The sequence below is a fragment of the Dehalococcoidales bacterium genome, assembly GCA_030698765.1.
Classification (GTDB): domain Bacteria; phylum Chloroflexota; class Dehalococcoidia; order Dehalococcoidales; family UBA2162; genus JAUYMF01.
The window spans coordinates 13,435-29,611 of the sequence record JAUYMF010000037.1 but is presented as its reverse complement, the minus strand read 5'-3'; the positions used below and the strand labels follow the sequence as shown (position 1 = coordinate 29,611).

At 52.2% G+C, this 16,177-nt stretch carries 23 protein-coding genes; 17 read left to right on the top strand and 6 right to left on the bottom strand.

What is annotated here, in order from left to right:
• The 8 genes from Q8Q07_01870 to Q8Q07_01835 form a co-directional block, all read left to right on the top strand.
• Positions 1 to 197 (top strand): hypothetical protein (locus tag Q8Q07_01870; GenBank protein MDP3879039.1); only part of this gene is annotated, 197 nt, incomplete at its 5' end.
• Positions 198 to 251: 54 nt separating this feature from the next.
• A complete protein-coding gene (locus Q8Q07_01865; GenBank protein ID MDP3879038.1) occupies positions 252 to 1,259 on the top strand; it encodes an ABC transporter ATP-binding protein in 1,008 nt (335 codons plus the stop codon).
• Positions 1,260 to 1,273: 14 nt separating this feature from the next.
• Positions 1,274 to 2,251 (top strand): ATP-binding cassette domain-containing protein, encoded by a 978-nt coding sequence (locus tag Q8Q07_01860; protein MDP3879037.1) that lies wholly within the window; start codon positions 1,274 to 1,276, stop codon positions 2,249 to 2,251.
• A gap of 178 nt (positions 2,252 to 2,429) precedes the next feature.
• Entirely contained in the window at positions 2,430 to 3,419 is a 990-nt protein-coding gene (locus Q8Q07_01855) for a peptidylprolyl isomerase (GenBank protein ID MDP3879036.1), read from the top strand.
• Positions 3,420 to 3,438: 19 nt separating this feature from the next.
• The gene (locus Q8Q07_01850) at positions 3,439 to 4,368 is read left to right on the top strand and encodes an ATP-binding cassette domain-containing protein (GenBank protein ID MDP3879035.1); all 930 of its coding nucleotides are present in this window, start codon (positions 3,439 to 3,441) and stop codon (positions 4,366 to 4,368) included.
• 5 nt (positions 4,369 to 4,373) lie between these two features.
• A complete protein-coding gene (locus Q8Q07_01845; GenBank protein MDP3879034.1) occupies positions 4,374 to 5,075 on the top strand; it encodes an ABC transporter permease in 702 nt (233 codons plus the stop codon).
• A complete protein-coding gene (locus Q8Q07_01840; GenBank protein MDP3879033.1) occupies positions 5,076 to 6,704 on the top strand; it encodes a GldG family protein in 1,629 nt (542 codons plus the stop codon). It abuts the gene before it with no gap.
• Positions 6,705 to 6,735: 31 nt separating this feature from the next.
• Positions 6,736 to 7,281, top strand: coding sequence for a DUF4340 domain-containing protein (locus Q8Q07_01835; GenBank protein MDP3879032.1), 546 nt, complete (start codon positions 6,736 to 6,738; stop codon positions 7,279 to 7,281).
• A 421-nt stretch (positions 7,282 to 7,702) separates the two neighbouring features.
• Here the strand turns inward: Q8Q07_01835 and Q8Q07_01830 are convergent, their stop codons facing one another.
• From Q8Q07_01830 to Q8Q07_01805, 6 genes are read right to left on the bottom strand one after another with little or no spacing between them, the layout of a single operon-like run.
• Entirely contained in the window at positions 7,703 to 7,999 is a 297-nt protein-coding gene (locus tag Q8Q07_01830; GenBank protein MDP3879031.1) for a hypothetical protein, read from the bottom strand.
• Between the two features lie 47 nt (positions 8,000 to 8,046).
• Positions 8,047 to 8,280 carry a sulfurtransferase TusA family protein gene (locus Q8Q07_01825; protein MDP3879030.1) on the bottom strand — a complete coding sequence of 78 codons (234 nt, stop codon included), beginning with the start codon at positions 8,278 to 8,280 and terminating at the stop codon, positions 8,047 to 8,049.
• A gap of 30 nt (positions 8,281 to 8,310) precedes the next feature.
• Entirely contained in the window at positions 8,311 to 8,781 is a 471-nt protein-coding gene (locus tag Q8Q07_01820) for a DsrE/DsrF/DrsH-like family protein (protein MDP3879029.1), read from the bottom strand.
• 46 nt (positions 8,782 to 8,827) lie between these two features.
• A complete protein-coding gene (locus tag Q8Q07_01815) occupies positions 8,828 to 9,016 on the bottom strand; it encodes a zinc ribbon domain-containing protein (GenBank protein ID MDP3879028.1) in 189 nt (62 codons plus the stop codon).
• Complete coding sequence (nifU, locus tag Q8Q07_01810) at positions 9,016 to 9,408, bottom strand: Fe-S cluster assembly scaffold protein NifU (GenBank protein ID MDP3879027.1); 393 nt, start codon at positions 9,406 to 9,408, stop codon at positions 9,016 to 9,018. Before nifU ends, Q8Q07_01815 begins: the two co-directional genes overlap by 1 nt.
• A gap of 13 nt (positions 9,409 to 9,421) precedes the next feature.
• A complete protein-coding gene (locus Q8Q07_01805) occupies positions 9,422 to 10,591 on the bottom strand; it encodes a cysteine desulfurase family protein (protein MDP3879026.1) in 1,170 nt (389 codons plus the stop codon).
• A 325-nt stretch (positions 10,592 to 10,916) separates the two neighbouring features.
• Here Q8Q07_01805 and Q8Q07_01800 point away from each other — a divergent pair, with 325 nt between their 5' ends.
• From Q8Q07_01800 to Q8Q07_01760, 9 genes are all read left to right on the top strand, one after another.
• Complete coding sequence (locus tag Q8Q07_01800) at positions 10,917 to 11,858, top strand: cation diffusion facilitator family transporter (GenBank protein MDP3879025.1); 942 nt, start codon at positions 10,917 to 10,919, stop codon at positions 11,856 to 11,858.
• Positions 11,859 to 12,042: 184 nt separating this feature from the next.
• Positions 12,043 to 12,336 (top strand): metal-sensitive transcriptional regulator, encoded by a 294-nt coding sequence (locus Q8Q07_01795; GenBank protein MDP3879024.1) that lies wholly within the window; start codon positions 12,043 to 12,045, stop codon positions 12,334 to 12,336.
• Between the two features lie 125 nt (positions 12,337 to 12,461).
• Entirely contained in the window at positions 12,462 to 12,938 is a 477-nt protein-coding gene (locus Q8Q07_01790; GenBank protein ID MDP3879023.1) for a hypothetical protein, read from the top strand.
• Positions 12,939 to 12,948: 10 nt separating this feature from the next.
• Positions 12,949 to 13,422 (top strand): hypothetical protein, encoded by a 474-nt coding sequence (locus tag Q8Q07_01785; GenBank protein MDP3879022.1) that lies wholly within the window; start codon positions 12,949 to 12,951, stop codon positions 13,420 to 13,422.
• Positions 13,419 to 13,946, top strand: a complete 528-nt coding sequence (locus Q8Q07_01780) for a hypothetical protein (protein ID MDP3879021.1) — start codon at positions 13,419 to 13,421, stop codon at positions 13,944 to 13,946. The genes Q8Q07_01785 and Q8Q07_01780 overlap by 4 nt, the downstream gene beginning before the upstream one ends.
• Before the next feature lie 37 nt (positions 13,947 to 13,983).
• Entirely contained in the window at positions 13,984 to 14,370 is a 387-nt protein-coding gene (locus Q8Q07_01775) for a cytochrome c maturation protein CcmE (protein MDP3879020.1), read from the top strand.
• A 20-nt stretch (positions 14,371 to 14,390) separates the two neighbouring features.
• The gene (locus Q8Q07_01770) at positions 14,391 to 14,741 is read left to right on the top strand and encodes an NfeD family protein (protein MDP3879019.1); all 351 of its coding nucleotides are present in this window, start codon (positions 14,391 to 14,393) and stop codon (positions 14,739 to 14,741) included.
• 54 nt (positions 14,742 to 14,795) lie between these two features.
• On the top strand, positions 14,796 to 15,605 hold the full coding sequence (gene lgt, locus Q8Q07_01765; protein ID MDP3879018.1) for a prolipoprotein diacylglyceryl transferase: 810 nt from the start codon (positions 14,796 to 14,798) through the stop codon (positions 15,603 to 15,605).
• A 34-nt stretch (positions 15,606 to 15,639) separates the two neighbouring features.
• On the top strand, positions 15,640 to 15,975 hold the full coding sequence (locus Q8Q07_01760; protein ID MDP3879017.1) for a hypothetical protein: 336 nt from the start codon (positions 15,640 to 15,642) through the stop codon (positions 15,973 to 15,975).
• Positions 15,976 to 16,177: the final 202 nt, after the last annotated feature.

Here is a 16,177-nt window from a genome sequence, read left to right as displayed (position 1 = left end):
GCGGTAGTGGCCGTACCTACATGCTCCAGGCCCCATGGATGGCTCTCTGGCCCGGTCTGGCGCTGGCGGTTGTGGTCTACGGCATCAACATGCTGGGAGACGCGATGAGGGACCTGCTCGACCCGAGGTTGAGAGGTGGATTGGGACGCTATGGCAAAGAAAAGACGAGAAGGCCCAAAGAGGCAACTCAGTCCTGAGAGCCGTGACCACCACGTCCCAATATGGCAAATACAGAAAAGAGGTGAACTGAGATCGCAGAGACAATACTTGAAGTAAAGAACCTGAAGACATATTTTTACGTTCAGGACGGTGAGCTAAGAGCGGTTGATGGACTCTCTTACAATGTCAAGAAGGGTGAAAGTATAGGACTGGTTGGCGAGAGCGCCTGTGGCAAGAGCGTCAGCGCCATGTCGATAATGCGCCTTATACCCTATCCCCCGGGCGTCATTGTCGGTGGCGAGATTATCTTCAAAGGACAGGACCTCCTCCAGATCAGTGAAGAGGAGATGCGCCATATCCGGGGTAATAGCATCGCCATGGTCTTTCAGGAGCCAACGACCTCTTTAAACCCGGTAATTGACGTCAGCCTGCAGTTGTCCGAATCCCTTCAGCTACACCGCGGCATTGGCCAGGAAGAAGCTGCGGAGGAAGCCGCCAAATTACTGAAACTCGTCGGCATACCGGATGCTGAGAAAAGGATACACGACTATCCTTACCAGTTCAGCGGCGGTATGCAGCAGCGGATAATGATTGCCATGGCGCTGAGCTGCAACCCGGAGCTGCTGATAGCTGATGAGCCAACCACCTCGCTTGATGTTACCGTTCAGGCGCAGCTCCTGGAACTGATCGATAATCTAAGAAGCCAGTTTGGCACCGCCATTATTCTCATCACCCACAACCTGGGAGTGGTAGCCCGCTATGTCGACCGGGTGAACGTGATGTACGCAGGAAATCTTGTCGAGAGTGGACCTACTGAGGTTATCTATGGCGACCCGAAGCACCCCTATACGCTCGGGTTGATGTCCTCAGTACCGCGGCTGGACATGCCCCGCCGGCGCAAGCTGAGTGTTATTGACGGACTACCGCCCAATCTCGCCCGCCTGCCCAAAGGCTGCTCCTTTAGTCCCCGCTGCTTTATGGCCATCGACAAGTGCCGCAGAGAGAAACCGCCGCTAATAAAAGTTGGTGAAGACCACTACGCGGCTTGTTTTAGAAGCAGCGATGTTTCCAAAGAAGCCAGGGAAGCGGTAACTAAATAAGTGAGGAATGACTGATGGTTGGAAATGACCACCTGCTAGAAATTGAGAACCTGACGATGTTTTTCCCGGTCACGGCCGGTGTTATGCGGAAGAAAGTGGCTGACGTCAGAGCCGTAGACAACGTAAGCTTTTATATCAAGAAGGGCGAGACACTGGGACTGGTGGGTGAAAGCGGCTGTGGCAAGACCACTACCGGACGCAGTATCCTGCAACTTTACAAAGTTACCGGTGGCAGGGTTCTTTTCAACGGCAGTGACCTGTGCAAACTCAAAGGAGAAAAACTAAGGCAGGCGCGGCGGCATATGCAGTTGATATTCCAGGACCCCTATGCCTCACTCAATCCCCGTATGACCGCCGGGGACATCGTTGGTGAGCCAATGATGGTGCATAACCTGGTCAAGGGCGGTGAATACAAAGACCAGGTCGCCGACCTGCTCAAGCTGGTAGAGCTTGAGCCGCGCATGGCGGTGCGCTACCCTCATGAATTCAGCGGCGGGCAACGGCAGCGCCTCGGAATAGCCCGTGCGCTGGCGGTAAGACCCAGCTTTATCGTCTGTGATGAGCCTGTCTCAGCTTTAGATGTCTCCATCCAGGCACAGGTTATCCAGTTGCTGATGAGACTCCGGGAAGAGCTTAATCTTACCTACCTGTTCATCGCTCATGACCTTTCCGTAGTCCGTCATATCAGTGACCGGGTGGCGGTAATGTATCTGGGTAAGATTATGGAGATCACCACCAGTGACGAGCTTTACGATAACCCGCTTCACCCCTATACGCAGGCGTTGCTCTCCGCAGTACCCATACCTGACCCGAAAATAGACCGCCAGCGCAAACGAATACTACTAACCGGCGATGTACCCAGCCCCGTTAACCCCCCCAGTGGTTGCCATTTCCACCCCAGATGCCACCGGACGGCTGATGCCTGCCGGGAGCACGAACCAGAGCTAAAGGACGTGGGTAACGAACACTGGGTAGCGTGTCACCACTTGTAGGAAAAAGATACCACGAGTGTGGTGACCCTGGCTATCAGCCTCAAGGAATACTGCCTGCTTGATTGTCACGCTTTTTATTCCTCATGCATTAGCCGACTGACAGCAGCCCTGAAATTCCTTATTGGATAAAATTGGACAAAGTACCCTGGAAAAGATTACACTATAGACAGTAGGTACCATGATCAAACCAAACAAAAAGAAGAGAACCAGCGCTAGGTCTTCAGATAAAGCAGTAGACCCCATCACTACCAGAGACCAAAAAGGAAACCGCGCCGGCTTGATTATCACGGTGATAGTTGTCGCCGTGATGGCAGCCGTGCTTGGCATCGGCTACTTTCAATATTATGTAGCGCCTTTCCGCCGTACCGTAATTACGGTGGATGACACCGCCATCCGCATGGACTACTTCCTGAAGAGGGCCAGCCTGAGCGGGGCAGCACCCCTGTCCATGCTTCAGGCGCTTACCAATGAGCAAATAATCAAGTTAGAGGCTCCACAGTACGGAATAGTAGTCACCCCGGAGGATATTGACCGGGAGATGAGAAGTCTGGCCAGTGGCGACAATGGAACTATCTCTGAGGGTGAATTCAGGGAGTGGTACCGCCAGAAGCTTAATGAGACCAGGCTGACGGATAGGGAGTACCGGGAGATTACCAATATCAATCTCCTGGCCAGAGGTCTCCAGGGACATCTTGCCGAGAGGATACCCACAGTAGCCGAGCAGGTCCACCTTTACGGCATCTTATTACCCAGTTACGAAGATGCTGAAAAAACAAGGGCCAGATGGGAAGCAGGAGAAGAATTTGCCGACCTCGCCCGGGAACTGTCAGTTGACCGGACAACCAAAGAGAATGGCGGAGAGATGGGCTGGTTACCCCGCGGTATTTTCAGATTCGACCATATAGTATTTAATCTCAGTCCGGGTGAAGTAAGCACCCCCATACCGAGTCAATCAGCGCCCTCTGACGATGAGCCTTATTACCTCTTTATGGTTACCGAGAAAGCGGCTGCCCGTGAGATTGATGAGGATTCACTACAGCAGATGAAGCTCATGGTGCTCGACACCTGGCTTCCAGGGGCAATACAACTGCACAGCGTAAGCTATAACTTCAATTCTGAGACTGATGCCTGGATCAAGTGGCAACTCTCAAAGATGGCCTCTAAATGACGAACACGGGCACGAAACAATGATACGAGTTGAAAACCTGACCAAGTATTACGGAAAACGCCTGGCCGTAGACAATATTAGCTTCAATATCAAGAAGGGAGAAATCGTCGGTTTCCTGGGTCCTAATGCCGCCGGAAAGACGACGACGATGCGCATCCTCACCGGTTTCCTCGCCCCAACCAGGGGTGACGCCTGGATAGCCGGCTACAATATATTAAGCAACTCTCTGGAAGCACGCCAGCACATCGGCTATCTGCCGGAGGCGATACCCTTATACACTGACATGACAGTCCGCTCCTACCTGGACTTTGCCGCCAGAATAAGGGGTCTGGACGAGCCCAGAATCAAGACCAGAATAAATGACGTGGTAGAAATATGCCACCTCGAAGAATATGCTGACAGCATCATCGGCAAGCTGTCCAAGGGATTCAGGCAACGGGTTGGCGTAGCCCAGGCAATTATTCATGAACCGGAAGTGCTCATTCTGGATGAGCCGACCATAGGCATCGACCCTATCCAGGTAGCCATGACCCGGAATCTCATCAAAGACCTGGGTAAGGAGCATACGGTACTTCTCTCCACCCATATCCTGCCTGAGGTAAGCATCATCTGTGAGCGGGTAATCATCATCCATGAAGGCAAAATTGTGGCTAAGGACAGCATCGAGAACCTGTCCTCCTTAATCAGCGGGGCAAAGCGCATTCACCTGGAAGTAACCGGACCGGCCCAGAAGATCGCCGAGCAACTGCGCCGGATTGAAGGTATACTCCGGGTCAGCTACGAAGACCCCCATTTCATCATTGAATGCTCGGCTACCCAGGATCCCCGGAGCAAGATAATGGAAACCATAGTCCGGAACGGCTGGACTTTACTGTCTCTGGAAGCCGTTGAAATGAGCCTGGAAGACATCTTCCTCAAGCTGACCAGAGAGGAGGGAAAAAGCCAGTGAGAAACATGAGAGCCATTGCTCTCAAAGAGTTCAAATCCTATCTTTCCTCACCAATGGCCTACGTAGTTACCGGAATCTTTCTGGTGCTCACCGGTTTCTTTTTCGGGATCAGTCCCAGCACCTATTTGGAGACCAGCATCAATGGATTTCTGGGAACCGGCAGTATCTTATTGCTCTTACTGGCATCGGTACTCACCATGCGCCTGATCGCCGAAGAGAGAAAAATGGGTACCCTGGAACTATTGCTGACGGCGCCGGTGAGAGACAGCGAGGTAATAATAGGCAAATTTTTAGGCAGCCTGGCAATCCTGGTAGCAATGCTGGCGCTCACCTTTTACTATCCACTCCTCCTGATACTGTTCGGAGACCCGGATATGGGACCTATCGCCACCGGTTACCTCGGATTACTGCTGCTGGGCAGCGCCTCTCTGGCAATAGGTCTATTCGCCTCATCACTGACCTCAAACCAGATTGTGGCCGCAGTAGTCGCCGGGGGACTCCTCTTTGCCCTGTGGTTTTTCGGTACTGCCGCCAGTTTCCTGCCGCAAGCTATCGCCCAGGTAGTCGGCTACTTTTCCATTTCTTCCTACTTCCCCGATTTTATGAGGGGAATCATTGATACCAGGGGAATAGTCTTTTATCTCAGTATTACCGTACTATTTCTGTTTTTAGCGATAAGGTCGCTGGAAAACAGCCGGTGGAATTAAATGAAAAATACCTCCAGCATTAACCAATACTCAGGCTTGATTGCCCTGCTCGGGCTGGTAGCTCTATTCATTGGCTTTATCGTCATGATACTGCTGCCCGAAATCAGGTACGCCGCCTGGGGCACATTGCTCCTCGGAGTGTTGCTGATGGGCGCAGCCTTTATTATCGATTCCAGACGCGTCGGCAGCGCTCTCACCGGACGGCGGGGCAGGTTCAGCACCGGCACCACGGTAATGGCTTCAATATTCATCGGCATTACCCTGCTGGCTAACGCCATAAGCATCGGCAACTATCACCGTTTCGATTTCACCGGCGTCTCCCAGTTCACGCTCACCCAGCAGACCAAGGATGTTCTGAGCAAGCTGGACACACCGGTCCAAGCCCTGTTCTTCTCCACCCCTCAAGACCCGTACGGTATCAGCGGCTATATCAGTAACTTGCTGAATGAGTACCGGAACTACAGTGACCAGCTGACTGTAGAAACAATCGACCCTGATGAGCACCCTGACCAGGCAAGACAATACGGCGTCACCCAGTACGAGACGGTCGTCTTTACCAGCGGTAATCTGAAACCACGGCTGGTAACACCGCAGGAAGTAGTAAGGGTAAGCGCAGACCAGCAAGGTAACCCGCAGATTACCGGCATCGATGCGGAACACCCCTTCACCAGCGCCATTCTGGAGGTTACCGGAATAATCCAGAAGAAAGTCTACTTCCTCACCGGCCATGGTGAGCACGGCATCAGTGCCGATTACTCCAACGCCCGGCAAGCTTTGCTTGACAATCTCTATAAAGTGGAAACACTGGACCTTGTTTTTTCCCGTGAAATACCTGAAGATGCCTCCGCCCTGATAATCGCCGGGCCAAAGAGCTCTCTGGGTCAGCAAGAAATTGCGGCTATAGCCGGTTTTCTGGAGAATGACGGGAACGTGCTGTTCCTGATTAACCCCAACCCTCCCGCGGGAATAAGACAGTTATTCTCCCCATGGGGTATCGATATTGAGGATGGGACTATTATCGACCCTTCCTCCTACGTTGCCCCCAGTATCGGCAGTCCCAGCGTACCACGACTGAGAAACCTGTTTGGACTGGCCGCCACTTACTTCCCCGGAGCAACCGCCATGATTCCGCAGGAAGGATTTAAGGCCACACTGGTCGGACTGGAAGCCGGCATTATCCCCCAGGTTGTCTGGACAAAAGAAGGCAGCCCGATTCAAATGATATCACTGCTCAGGACAAGCCAGGATAGCTGGCTGGAAAAGGATTTTGACCCCTTAACTGAACCTGTATTCAATGATGGAGTCGAACGCAAAGGGCCCCTGGACATCGGGTTTTTCATCACCACCACTGGTGAGGCAGCTGAAGGAACTAACCTGATCATACTGGGTGATTCCGACTTCGCCTCCAATCAGCATTTTAGAAATGGCGATAATGCGGAGCTTTTCCTCAATACGGTCAACTTTATTACCACGGGGCAGGAGCTAATATCCATCGAACGCAAGGTCGTGCCATTCCGCAGGCTGATTGTCGGCCCCGAAGTGACCAACTTCATCAGAATCTCCAGTATCGGCCTGCTGCCACTGGTAGTGCTGATAACAGGGGGCGTTATCTGGTGGCGAAGACGGTAGTGCGCCGGACTCATTCGGGGAGCATAATCACTTGAGACTGAGAAATATTCTGATACTGCTGGCTGTTTTCCTGGCATTGGGAACCGTCTACTACGTTTCCAGCAAACCAGAGCCGGCTCCACCCCCGGAGCCGCAACTGTACGTGTGGATGGTGGAAATGGATGACCTGGAACACATTAAAATAGAGTTGCCGCGTGAAGACCGGAGCCAGTCTTTTATCAAACACGAGGATAGATACTGGTACTTCGATGACCCTCCGGGGCTCAGGGTAGACATGGCCCGTTGGGGCGGCGGCATTCCCCTGCTGCTGAGCGGCCCGGGCACCAATAGAATCATCGCGGAAAACGCCACGGACGAAAAGATGACCGTATTCGGTCTGGCCCAACCACGAATGGAGATAACGCTGGCGTTGACGGGTGGAAGAACCTTAAATATCCCGGTAGGTGACAGCACTCCGGATGGGCAAGCCTTTTACGTACAAGCCCCTAACACCAGAGATGTAGCTCTGGTTGACTACACCTGGTTTCAGGTACTGGAACGCCTGGTCAAAGACCCGCCCTACCCACCCGCTGAATAATTAACCACCGGCTACAAAGCGACAACAGGCGTTAAGTCACACTTCATATTTCTTCTTCGGAGCTAAATTCGGTAATTTCGTCGTCCTGCCGTATTACGGTCAGCACCTGGTCTCGCTCAGCCTTCCTCAGGCCAACCAGGCGACAATAGCGATAACCGGATCGGTCTCGTGCATAAAAAAGCCCTACCTTAACCTTGAATAAGCTGATTTTATCATATAAGAGCAGCGGGAGAATACGTAAAAAAGCGAGGTATCTTGCGGAGCAGGCAGAAAATAGAATAATGGACGATAGATTAAATGGCGGAGAACACCCTTCTTTCTGGTTGGTTTACCGGTTAAAATGAACCTGCCGGGCAACCGGCATACGCAGACGCTGCGGTATAGTGGTTCTGGTAATATAACTCCCGATTTTACGGCTATTTCAGTGGGTGATATTTATCTTTACCGTTTGCGGCTCGCCAATTCCTTTCAGTGAGGAGACCATACCGGCAATCGTGTTTTTAACAATTTTACTGACAAACGGATTAACCGGGACCGGAGCATTATTGAGCATGATTTTAACCTCATCCCCGGAAATAGCAATATTCAGAGTTTCTATCCGGCCGGTGCCTTCCAGCGCTTCCATCATACCGGCAATAGTATGGTCCATAAATCCCTGGACAAAATAATCAAGAGAAACAGGGGTACCATTAACTAGAAGACTCAACTCTCTGGTCATTAGACTACCTCCTTGCTTATTCCGGAGATTCTGAGCAGCGGCAGGCCTCATTGGTGGGTCTTTTTAACATAGACTTTAATTTCCCCATCCCCCTCCTCCATCCCCAAAAACTCATGCCCGGTGGCCTCGCACCATGCCGGCATATCCTCTTTTATCCCCTGGTCATCAGCCAGTACTTCCAGGACTTCCCCTTCCTTGAGCTGCTTGATCTTTTCCGCGGTTTTAACAATAGGCATCGGACAATAAAGCCCGATGCAATCCAAACTCTGATCCGCCTTCATCGGCTCCTCCTTAATCCGTCCGTAGCACTATTAGATGAACAGGACAATCCCTGATTGGCGCGCTTCGCCCAGGAAAGTAGCGGCACCGGCCAGACTGGTAACCTCACTACGGAAGGTACCCTTTTCCGCAGGTAATCCCATTACCCCGCAGGTAGTAGTGCAGGCAATGAGCCTCACCCCCATATCTTTAGCCATGGTGATGTATTCGCTGACAGAAGGCATATTGGTCTGCTTCATCAGCCGTTTCATCATCCAGGTACCCAGGCCAAACATATTAAACCGGGAAAGTTTCAGTCTCCCGGCGCCCCCGCGGTTAATGAGATTGAGCATTTTCTGCATCAACCCTTTGCTTTTGAGACGCCCTTCTTCCTTCTTGACGATATTCAGCCCCCAGAAGGTGAAGAACATGCTGACCTCCATACCCATGCTGGCGCCGGTAACCGCCAGCATAAAAGCCGCCAAAGCCCGCTCCAGGTCTCCGCTTAAGACCGCTATTGTCATTTTTTCTTTCTTGTTCTCAGCCACTTCAAGCCTTTCTTCGGGTAATTTAGCCTTTGATTTCAGCCCCGCAATGTGGACAGACCTTCTTATCCCTGGATAAAGGTTCCCGGCACTGAGGACAGTAGAATATGGTTACCTGGCAAGCCTGACAGAAGGGCCAGGCTGCTTCGGCTATCTCCTCATCACAGTACGGGCAAGAATGGGGTTCTTTTATTGCCTTGTTTTCTTCAGTCATCACTTTTTACCTCCCTTCGCCTTTATCTTGCTGCGGTAGTCCTTGATCGCTTTTTGCAGGGCTTCATGCCCCAGATTAGAGCAATGGAATTTGTTCTTGGGCAGTCCCCCCAGTTCATCAGCCACCATTCGTGGGGTAATCTTCATGGCTTCATCCAGTGACATTCCTGTCGCCATCTCGCTAACCATACTGGAAACGGCAATCGCCGCCCCACAGCCGAAGGTCTTGAACTTAACATCTTCCAGATGGTCATCTTTCACCTTGATATAAAATGCCATCATATCCCCGCACACCGGGTTGCCCACTTCCCCGACCCCGTCCGGGTTCTCAATCTCTCCCACATTACGCGGGTTCATGAAGTGGTCCATCACCTTGTCACTATAGACCGGCATACTTTTTGCCTCCTTAACCTGACTTAATAAACTTAGCGTAAAGCGGTGACATCTGCCTTAACCGGTCAACAACAGGAGGCAGCGCGTCAAGAACATAGTCCACATCTTCACCGGTATTGTCCAGGCCGAAGCTGAAGAGTAACGAACCCTGAGCTATTTCGTGGGACAAGCCTATGGCAATCAACACGTGCGAGGCTTTCAGTGCCCGCGAGGTGCAGGCTGAGCCGCTGGTGACCGCCACCCCTTTACTGTTTAACAGCATCAGCATGGCTTCACCTTCGATGAACTCCACGCAGAAGCTGGCATTGCCCGGAAGACGGTTTTGCGGATGCCCGGTAACAATAACGTGGTCAATCCTGGATGGCAGCTCGGTCAACAAACGGTCGCGCAGTTGGCTCAGATGCTCCATCCGGGCTGTCATATCGGCTTGAGCCAGTTCCGCCGCCTTACCCAGACCGACGATAGCCGGGACATTCTCCGTACCGGCGCGCCGACCCCCCTCCTGAACACCACCATCCAGGAGAGGCATGATGCGCACCCCCTTACGCACCCAGAGAGCGCCCACCCCTTTCGGCCCGTAGAACTGGTTTCCCGCCAGACTCAGGGCATCTACCCCCATCTCTTTAACATTAACCGGTATCGTTCCGGCCGTAGCCACGGCATCGGTATGAAAGACCGCATTATGCTCCCGGGCAATGCAGGCAATCTCCTGCACCGGCTCGATAGTGCCCACTTCTCCGTTAGCGTGCATTACGGATACCAGGATGGTATCTTTCCTCATTTTCTTCCGTACCGCCTCAGGGTCAACCACGCCATGCTTGTCCACCGGAACCAGGCTCAACTCAAAACCCATTTTCTCCAGAGTTTTAGCTGAGTGCAGAACCGAAAAATGCTCAACAGCCGAGATAACGAGATGCTTCCCTTTACTCTGCTGAGCGAACGCCAGTCCCTTAATGGCGAAATTGTTACTCTCCGTACCGCTACCGGTGAAGATTACTTCCTCTGGACTACCCCCGATAAGCCGGGCTACCTGTTCCCGGGCAGTCTCCAAAGCTTCCCGAGCGGCATCCCCCCAGGTATGCAGACAGGACGGATTGCCGAAGTGCTCCCCTAAATAAGGCAGCATTGCTTCACGGACTTCAGGGAGAAGGGGCGTGGTAGCCGCATTATCTAAATATACCATTCGCATGGGCGCACCTCCAGCTTATACTCCCGGTCTATCTGTAGCGTAGACCTTTAGGGAAATAATAAATCTTCCCGCTGGATAATAGTAATACTAATGTCTTATTTCCATTATCTATTTACTGATGATAAGCCTGCTAACTATATAAAGAAAGCAATTTTTAGCATAATCCATCATTTGTCTAAAGTCAATTTCCTTGATCAGCCGGTAACCAGAACAGAGGTTGTAAAGAGCGGTAAAATCATTTAAGATAAATTAAATAGTCGTCTTTTAGTTTTATCCGGGTTAAAAACGAGACTTTTGAGAGAACGCTGGGTAACAATAAATGAGCAGCCATCATCACCACGATGAAGCCAATCACCTGGCCGAGACCGGCCGTAACCGGCTGAAGATTGTTCTCGGTATTGTGGTGGCTATCATGGTGGCTGAGGTTATCGGCGGTATCCTCAGTAACAGTCTGGCGCTGCTGGGTGATGCCGGGCACATGCTGACAGATGCCCTGGCGCTGGGACTGGCCATGTTTGCCATCAACATCGCCAGAAGACCCGCGACACTGACCAGAAGTTTTGGCTGGCACCGGATGGAAATCATGGCCGCCCTGGCCAACGGCGTGACCCTGGTACTGCTGGCGCTGTGGATCTTCTATGAATCTTATCAGCGTTTCCTGGAACCGCCCGAGGTCGAGACGCCGCTGATGCTGCTGGTGGCGACCATCGGTTTGATTGCCAATATCGCCGGGATACTGCTGTTGAGGAGTTCCAGTAAGGAGCAGCTAAATGTGAAGGCTGCCTTCTGGCATATTATCGGCGACACTATTTCTTCAGGTGGAGTGATAGTGGGAGGCATAATAATTTCCCTCACCGGCTGGTATATCGTCGACCCTATTATCGCCGTATTCATTGGCATCATTATTCTCTGGGGAGCAACCCAGATAGTCAGAGAATCGGCTGATATTCTTCTGGAAGCGGTTCCCAAACATATTCAGATGGATGAAGTTATCGGGATGATGCAGCAGGTCCCCGGCGTGGAAGAAATCCATGATATTCATATCTGGACAATCACCTCTAATATATATGCCTTGAGCGCTCATTTAATGATCACAGACCAGAGTGTCAGTCACAGTGCGGAGATCATGCAAAAAGTAACCCAGGCGCTGGCGGACCGCTTCAACATAACCCACACCACACTGCAAATGGAATGTGAACGGTGTGAATCCTGTCCGGCTGGCTTTATCTGTGACATCAGTCAGCTAGCGCACCATGCTTAGACTTACCGTAATACGGGCTTAGCCACATCCTGAAAAAACCGGCGACACTTATCTCGCATAGCTAACGCTCCCTCTAATGCGCAGTACTAAAAACGCTTGACAAGGTGCATACTCCATGGTAGTATAGGGTATGTCTACCCAGGATAACCCCCCTATTTCAGCAAATGATAAGGAGGATTTTATCATGGCTACGGTGACCAACCATTACAACTACACACAGGACAATTCTTCACTCCTGGCAAGGATGAAGAAGATCGAAGGGCAGGCAAAGGGCATCCAGAAGATGATTGAAGATGAGCGCTACTGTATTGACATTGTTCAGCAATTGACCGCCCTTTCCGCCGCAGTCGATGAGACCGCCCTGCTTATTCTGCAGGGTCACATCGAGGGTTGTGTCACCGAGGCTATCCGCGAGCAACATGGCGAAGAACATATCAAGGAACTCATGGAAACGATACGCAAGGCTATGAAACGGTAATTTCTCCAGTCGTGATTTACCGGACTTAACGGAGGGGTCAAATTAATACTTCCAGCAGCAAACCAAAGACAAAAAGACGACGTGGACTGTTTATATTCCAGCTATTTCTTGTTGCCACACTGCTGATGGCAGGAGGACTTAGCTTTAGACAAAATGTTCTGGATCCCCCGAAGCCAGCAGGCATACCTGATCGGCTGGGAACACTGGGGCTGGTCAACGCTACTGACGGCGCTGAAGCTACTGCCAGCATCAACAAACTCCATGGCACCAGCATCGAGCTGGTAAGCGCTTATATTGCTAACTACGCTCACAGTTCACCTTATCACAATGTCAAAACCACGGTATGGGTTGGCCGGGCGGCAAACCAGGAAGCCGCCATCGAACTTATCAACAAAATGGCCGAAGCCATAACCAGGGGAGGCTCTGGTTTCAGTAATCTGCAACGGTTAACCGTTGCCGGCCAGGATATTTTCCAGGTCAGAGGGCCAGGCGGGGCGCACTTCTTCTACAACTCCAGGAAATCCCCCGAGGAGGTCATCTGGCTGACCATAGAAGCGGCTGAGACCTCAGAAATACTGGAAGAGGCAATAAAAACTTTCTAAAGGACAGACAATGAACAAACTTATTAAAAATCTGGCGCTGGCTTTCTCCCTGCTGATACTGCTACTGGTAACCGCAGGCTGCTCTTCAGGTTTTACGGCGGGGAATGAAGGTCTTACTCCCACAACTCCGCCCGTTACCAGCAGTGGGTCAGGCTCAGTACAGTCCAATACCGGAGGCGCCGTAACCATTGACGTGCAGCGGACTGAGGGAGAAAACGGTTCCCTCACCTTTAATGTTGCTATGAATACCCACTCGGTAGACCTCGACCAGTATGACCTGGCGCAGCTAACCATACTGCGGGACGACCGGGGAAATGAATATCTCCCGGTAAGCTGGGACTCCGCATCCGGAGGGCACCACCGCCAGGGCACACTGACCTTTCCGCTACCGGCCTCGGTAAGCGGGGGAGAGGCAAAATACCTGGAGATGGTGATTCGGGACGTGGCTGGAATTGAAGAGAGAGTCCTGAGATGGGAGCTATGAAAAGACATTTCCTGGTAGGAATAAGCGGGGCGGTTTTACTGATTCTGGTTTACCTGGGACTTATCGCTCTGGCACAGGACTGGACCCACGCCCTGCAACAGACCGCCAGTCTATGGTACTGGGTGGTGGCTCTGTCCGGCGGCTTCGGGGTTCAGGCTGGCCTGTTTTCCTTCATCAGGCAGAGTATCCGGGAACGGAAGGCCGCCGCCACCGGCTCGGTAGCCGCTTCCGGGGGTGTTTCCGCCGGTTCCATGGCGGCATGCTGTGCTCATCACCTGTCTGACGTCCTGCCTCTCATGGGACTGTCCGGGGCGGCGATTTTTCTGGTACGTTACCAGCTTTTCTTCATCGTTGCCGGAGTCCTCTCCAACATCATTGGCATCACCATCATGCTGGAGACTATCCAGCATCACGGCTTGTCCCAAAGACTGGCACAATGGTGGAACATGAACCGCGTCAAGAAAGGAGCCATGGCTTCGGCGGTAGCAATAATCGCCGTTACCTTCATCCTGACTTCCCTATAAGCAGTAGAGACAAAAGATTAACTGAGGCAAGAGACAATTGAGAAAAAGGAGATGGTTTCCAATATTGGTAGTAGCGCTGGCCCTGGGTTTAAGTTATGGAGCTTACTCACTGTTCATTCACAGCGGAGCCGAAACTGTTACGGTCAGTGAACTGATGACCCAGGCGGAGTCACTTAACGGTCAACGGGTCAGTGTGGAGGGTAAAGTAGCTCCGGGCTCGATTGACTGGGACGGCGCAGCCGGGGTAATGAGATTCGTTCTCACCGATGATAAACAAGATTTACCGGCAATCTATAAAGGGGTTGTGCCGGACAATTTTAGACCGGGGGCCAGTTTAATAATAGAGGGCAGACACGGTACTGACGGCTTTTTTGAGATATCCCGTTTCGGTCAGCGCCGTTCCGTGTGCGCCATCTGTCACTAACGGAATAAAGAGGCAATGCTGTGTGCCATTTAGTATTACTGATGCCGGTAGCCGGGCTTCTGCTGTTCCGGTTTTTACCTCTCAGCTCTGCCCTTCCCGGCTATGTGGTTATTGCGCTAATATCTGCCCTGCTTTACCGGCTGCTGATAAAGACGATGAAACAGCCATTGAGGGACGGGTTCCAGAGTCTTGTTGGTACCAGGGCAGAGGTGGTTTCCAAATTAACTGCGGGAGATTCGGCCCAATACCTGGTCCGCTCCCATGGTGAGATGTGGAGCGCTTACTCCAGGGATACTTTTCAACCCGGAGAGCCGGTGAACATCACTGAAATAAAGGGGATCGGCGTGGTAATCGAGCGAGTTGGAAAATGACAGGCAGAATAAGGAGCCGGCGATAGTGAAATCAGACAGGATACGCAAAGAAAAATGAACGGAATTATCATTAATATCGACCCGGTAATCTTTCACCTGGGAGGCTTTGAACTCCGCTGGTACAGTCTGATGATAATGCTGGCTATAGCCGCCGCGGTACTGATCTCAGCCTACCGGGGCAAGAAGAGAGGAATCGCCGGTGAGGAAATCTACTCCCTGGCAGTCTGGGTAATAATATCCGGGATTATCGGCGCCCGCCTGTTCCACGTAATTGACCACCTCAGCTACTACGTGAGCCACCCGGCGCAGATATTGCAGTTCCAGGGCCTGGCGATATGGGGCGGACTGGCCGGGGGAGGAGCCGCCGTAATCGCCTTCTCCAGGATAAGAAGTATACCGCTGGGACGGCTCGCTGATGTAGTCGCACCGGCGCTAATTACCGCCCAGATAATTGGCAGGGTCGGCTGTATCATCAATGGTGATGCCTACGGCGGGATTACCGGGCTACCCTGGGGTTTCATCTATACTAACCCGGGCGCCTTTATCCCGGCTAGCCTTTTCGGTCAGCCAACCCACCCCTACCCGGTCTATGAGATGCTCTGGAACACGGCAGCCCTGCTGGGAATTTTACAGATTGAACGCCGCTTCAGGACGGATGGACTGGTATTCCTGAACTATCTTTCCCTGTATTCAGCGGGGCGGTTCCTGCTGACCTTTGTGCGGCAGGAAAACGCTTTTCTCTGGGGACTTCAGCAAGCCCAGCTAATTGCCCTGCTCACCGTTATCCTTTCCCTGTCCGCCATGGTTTATCTGACCCGCAAGCCGGTCAGTAAAAGCGCCATTACCTATCACCAGGGGCCTTAAGCTAAGACAGGAACACAACCAGGGAGGTTTAATTATGGGAATGATGGATGTATCTTTTGAAAGAAAGACCGAGGAGGCGCTGCTCAGCATGACCTGCGGCTGCGGGGGTTGTCACCCCACCGCCACCTACTACCGGGATGACCCCTCTTATGACTGGCATGACTCCCGCCTGGCGGAAGGGCCCTGCTGCTGCGGACGGTTCTTTGTGATTGGACACGACGTATCGACGGCTGAGTCACGCGCCACCGCAATGGCCGAGAAGTGTGAACAGGAAGGAAAGTCCCCCCATGGCTATGTCTTCAAATCCCTGCAGGTCCCGCTGCCCTGGGGCAGCTTTGTCGAGGTGGTATCAGCCGACCTGGCTAATTAGAGTAACCCACAGAGATAGAAATTTATGATAAGGAGGTGAGAACAGTGCGAAGAATCATTGGTATCTTTATGATGGTGCTGGTGCTGCTCATTCTTGCAGTCACACCCGCTTTAGCGGCACCGGCAAGTCTACCAGCAGATACATCGTGTGTGGCCCATTGTGCCACCAGCATGGGTGGGCAACATGTGGCAAACTGCGCACA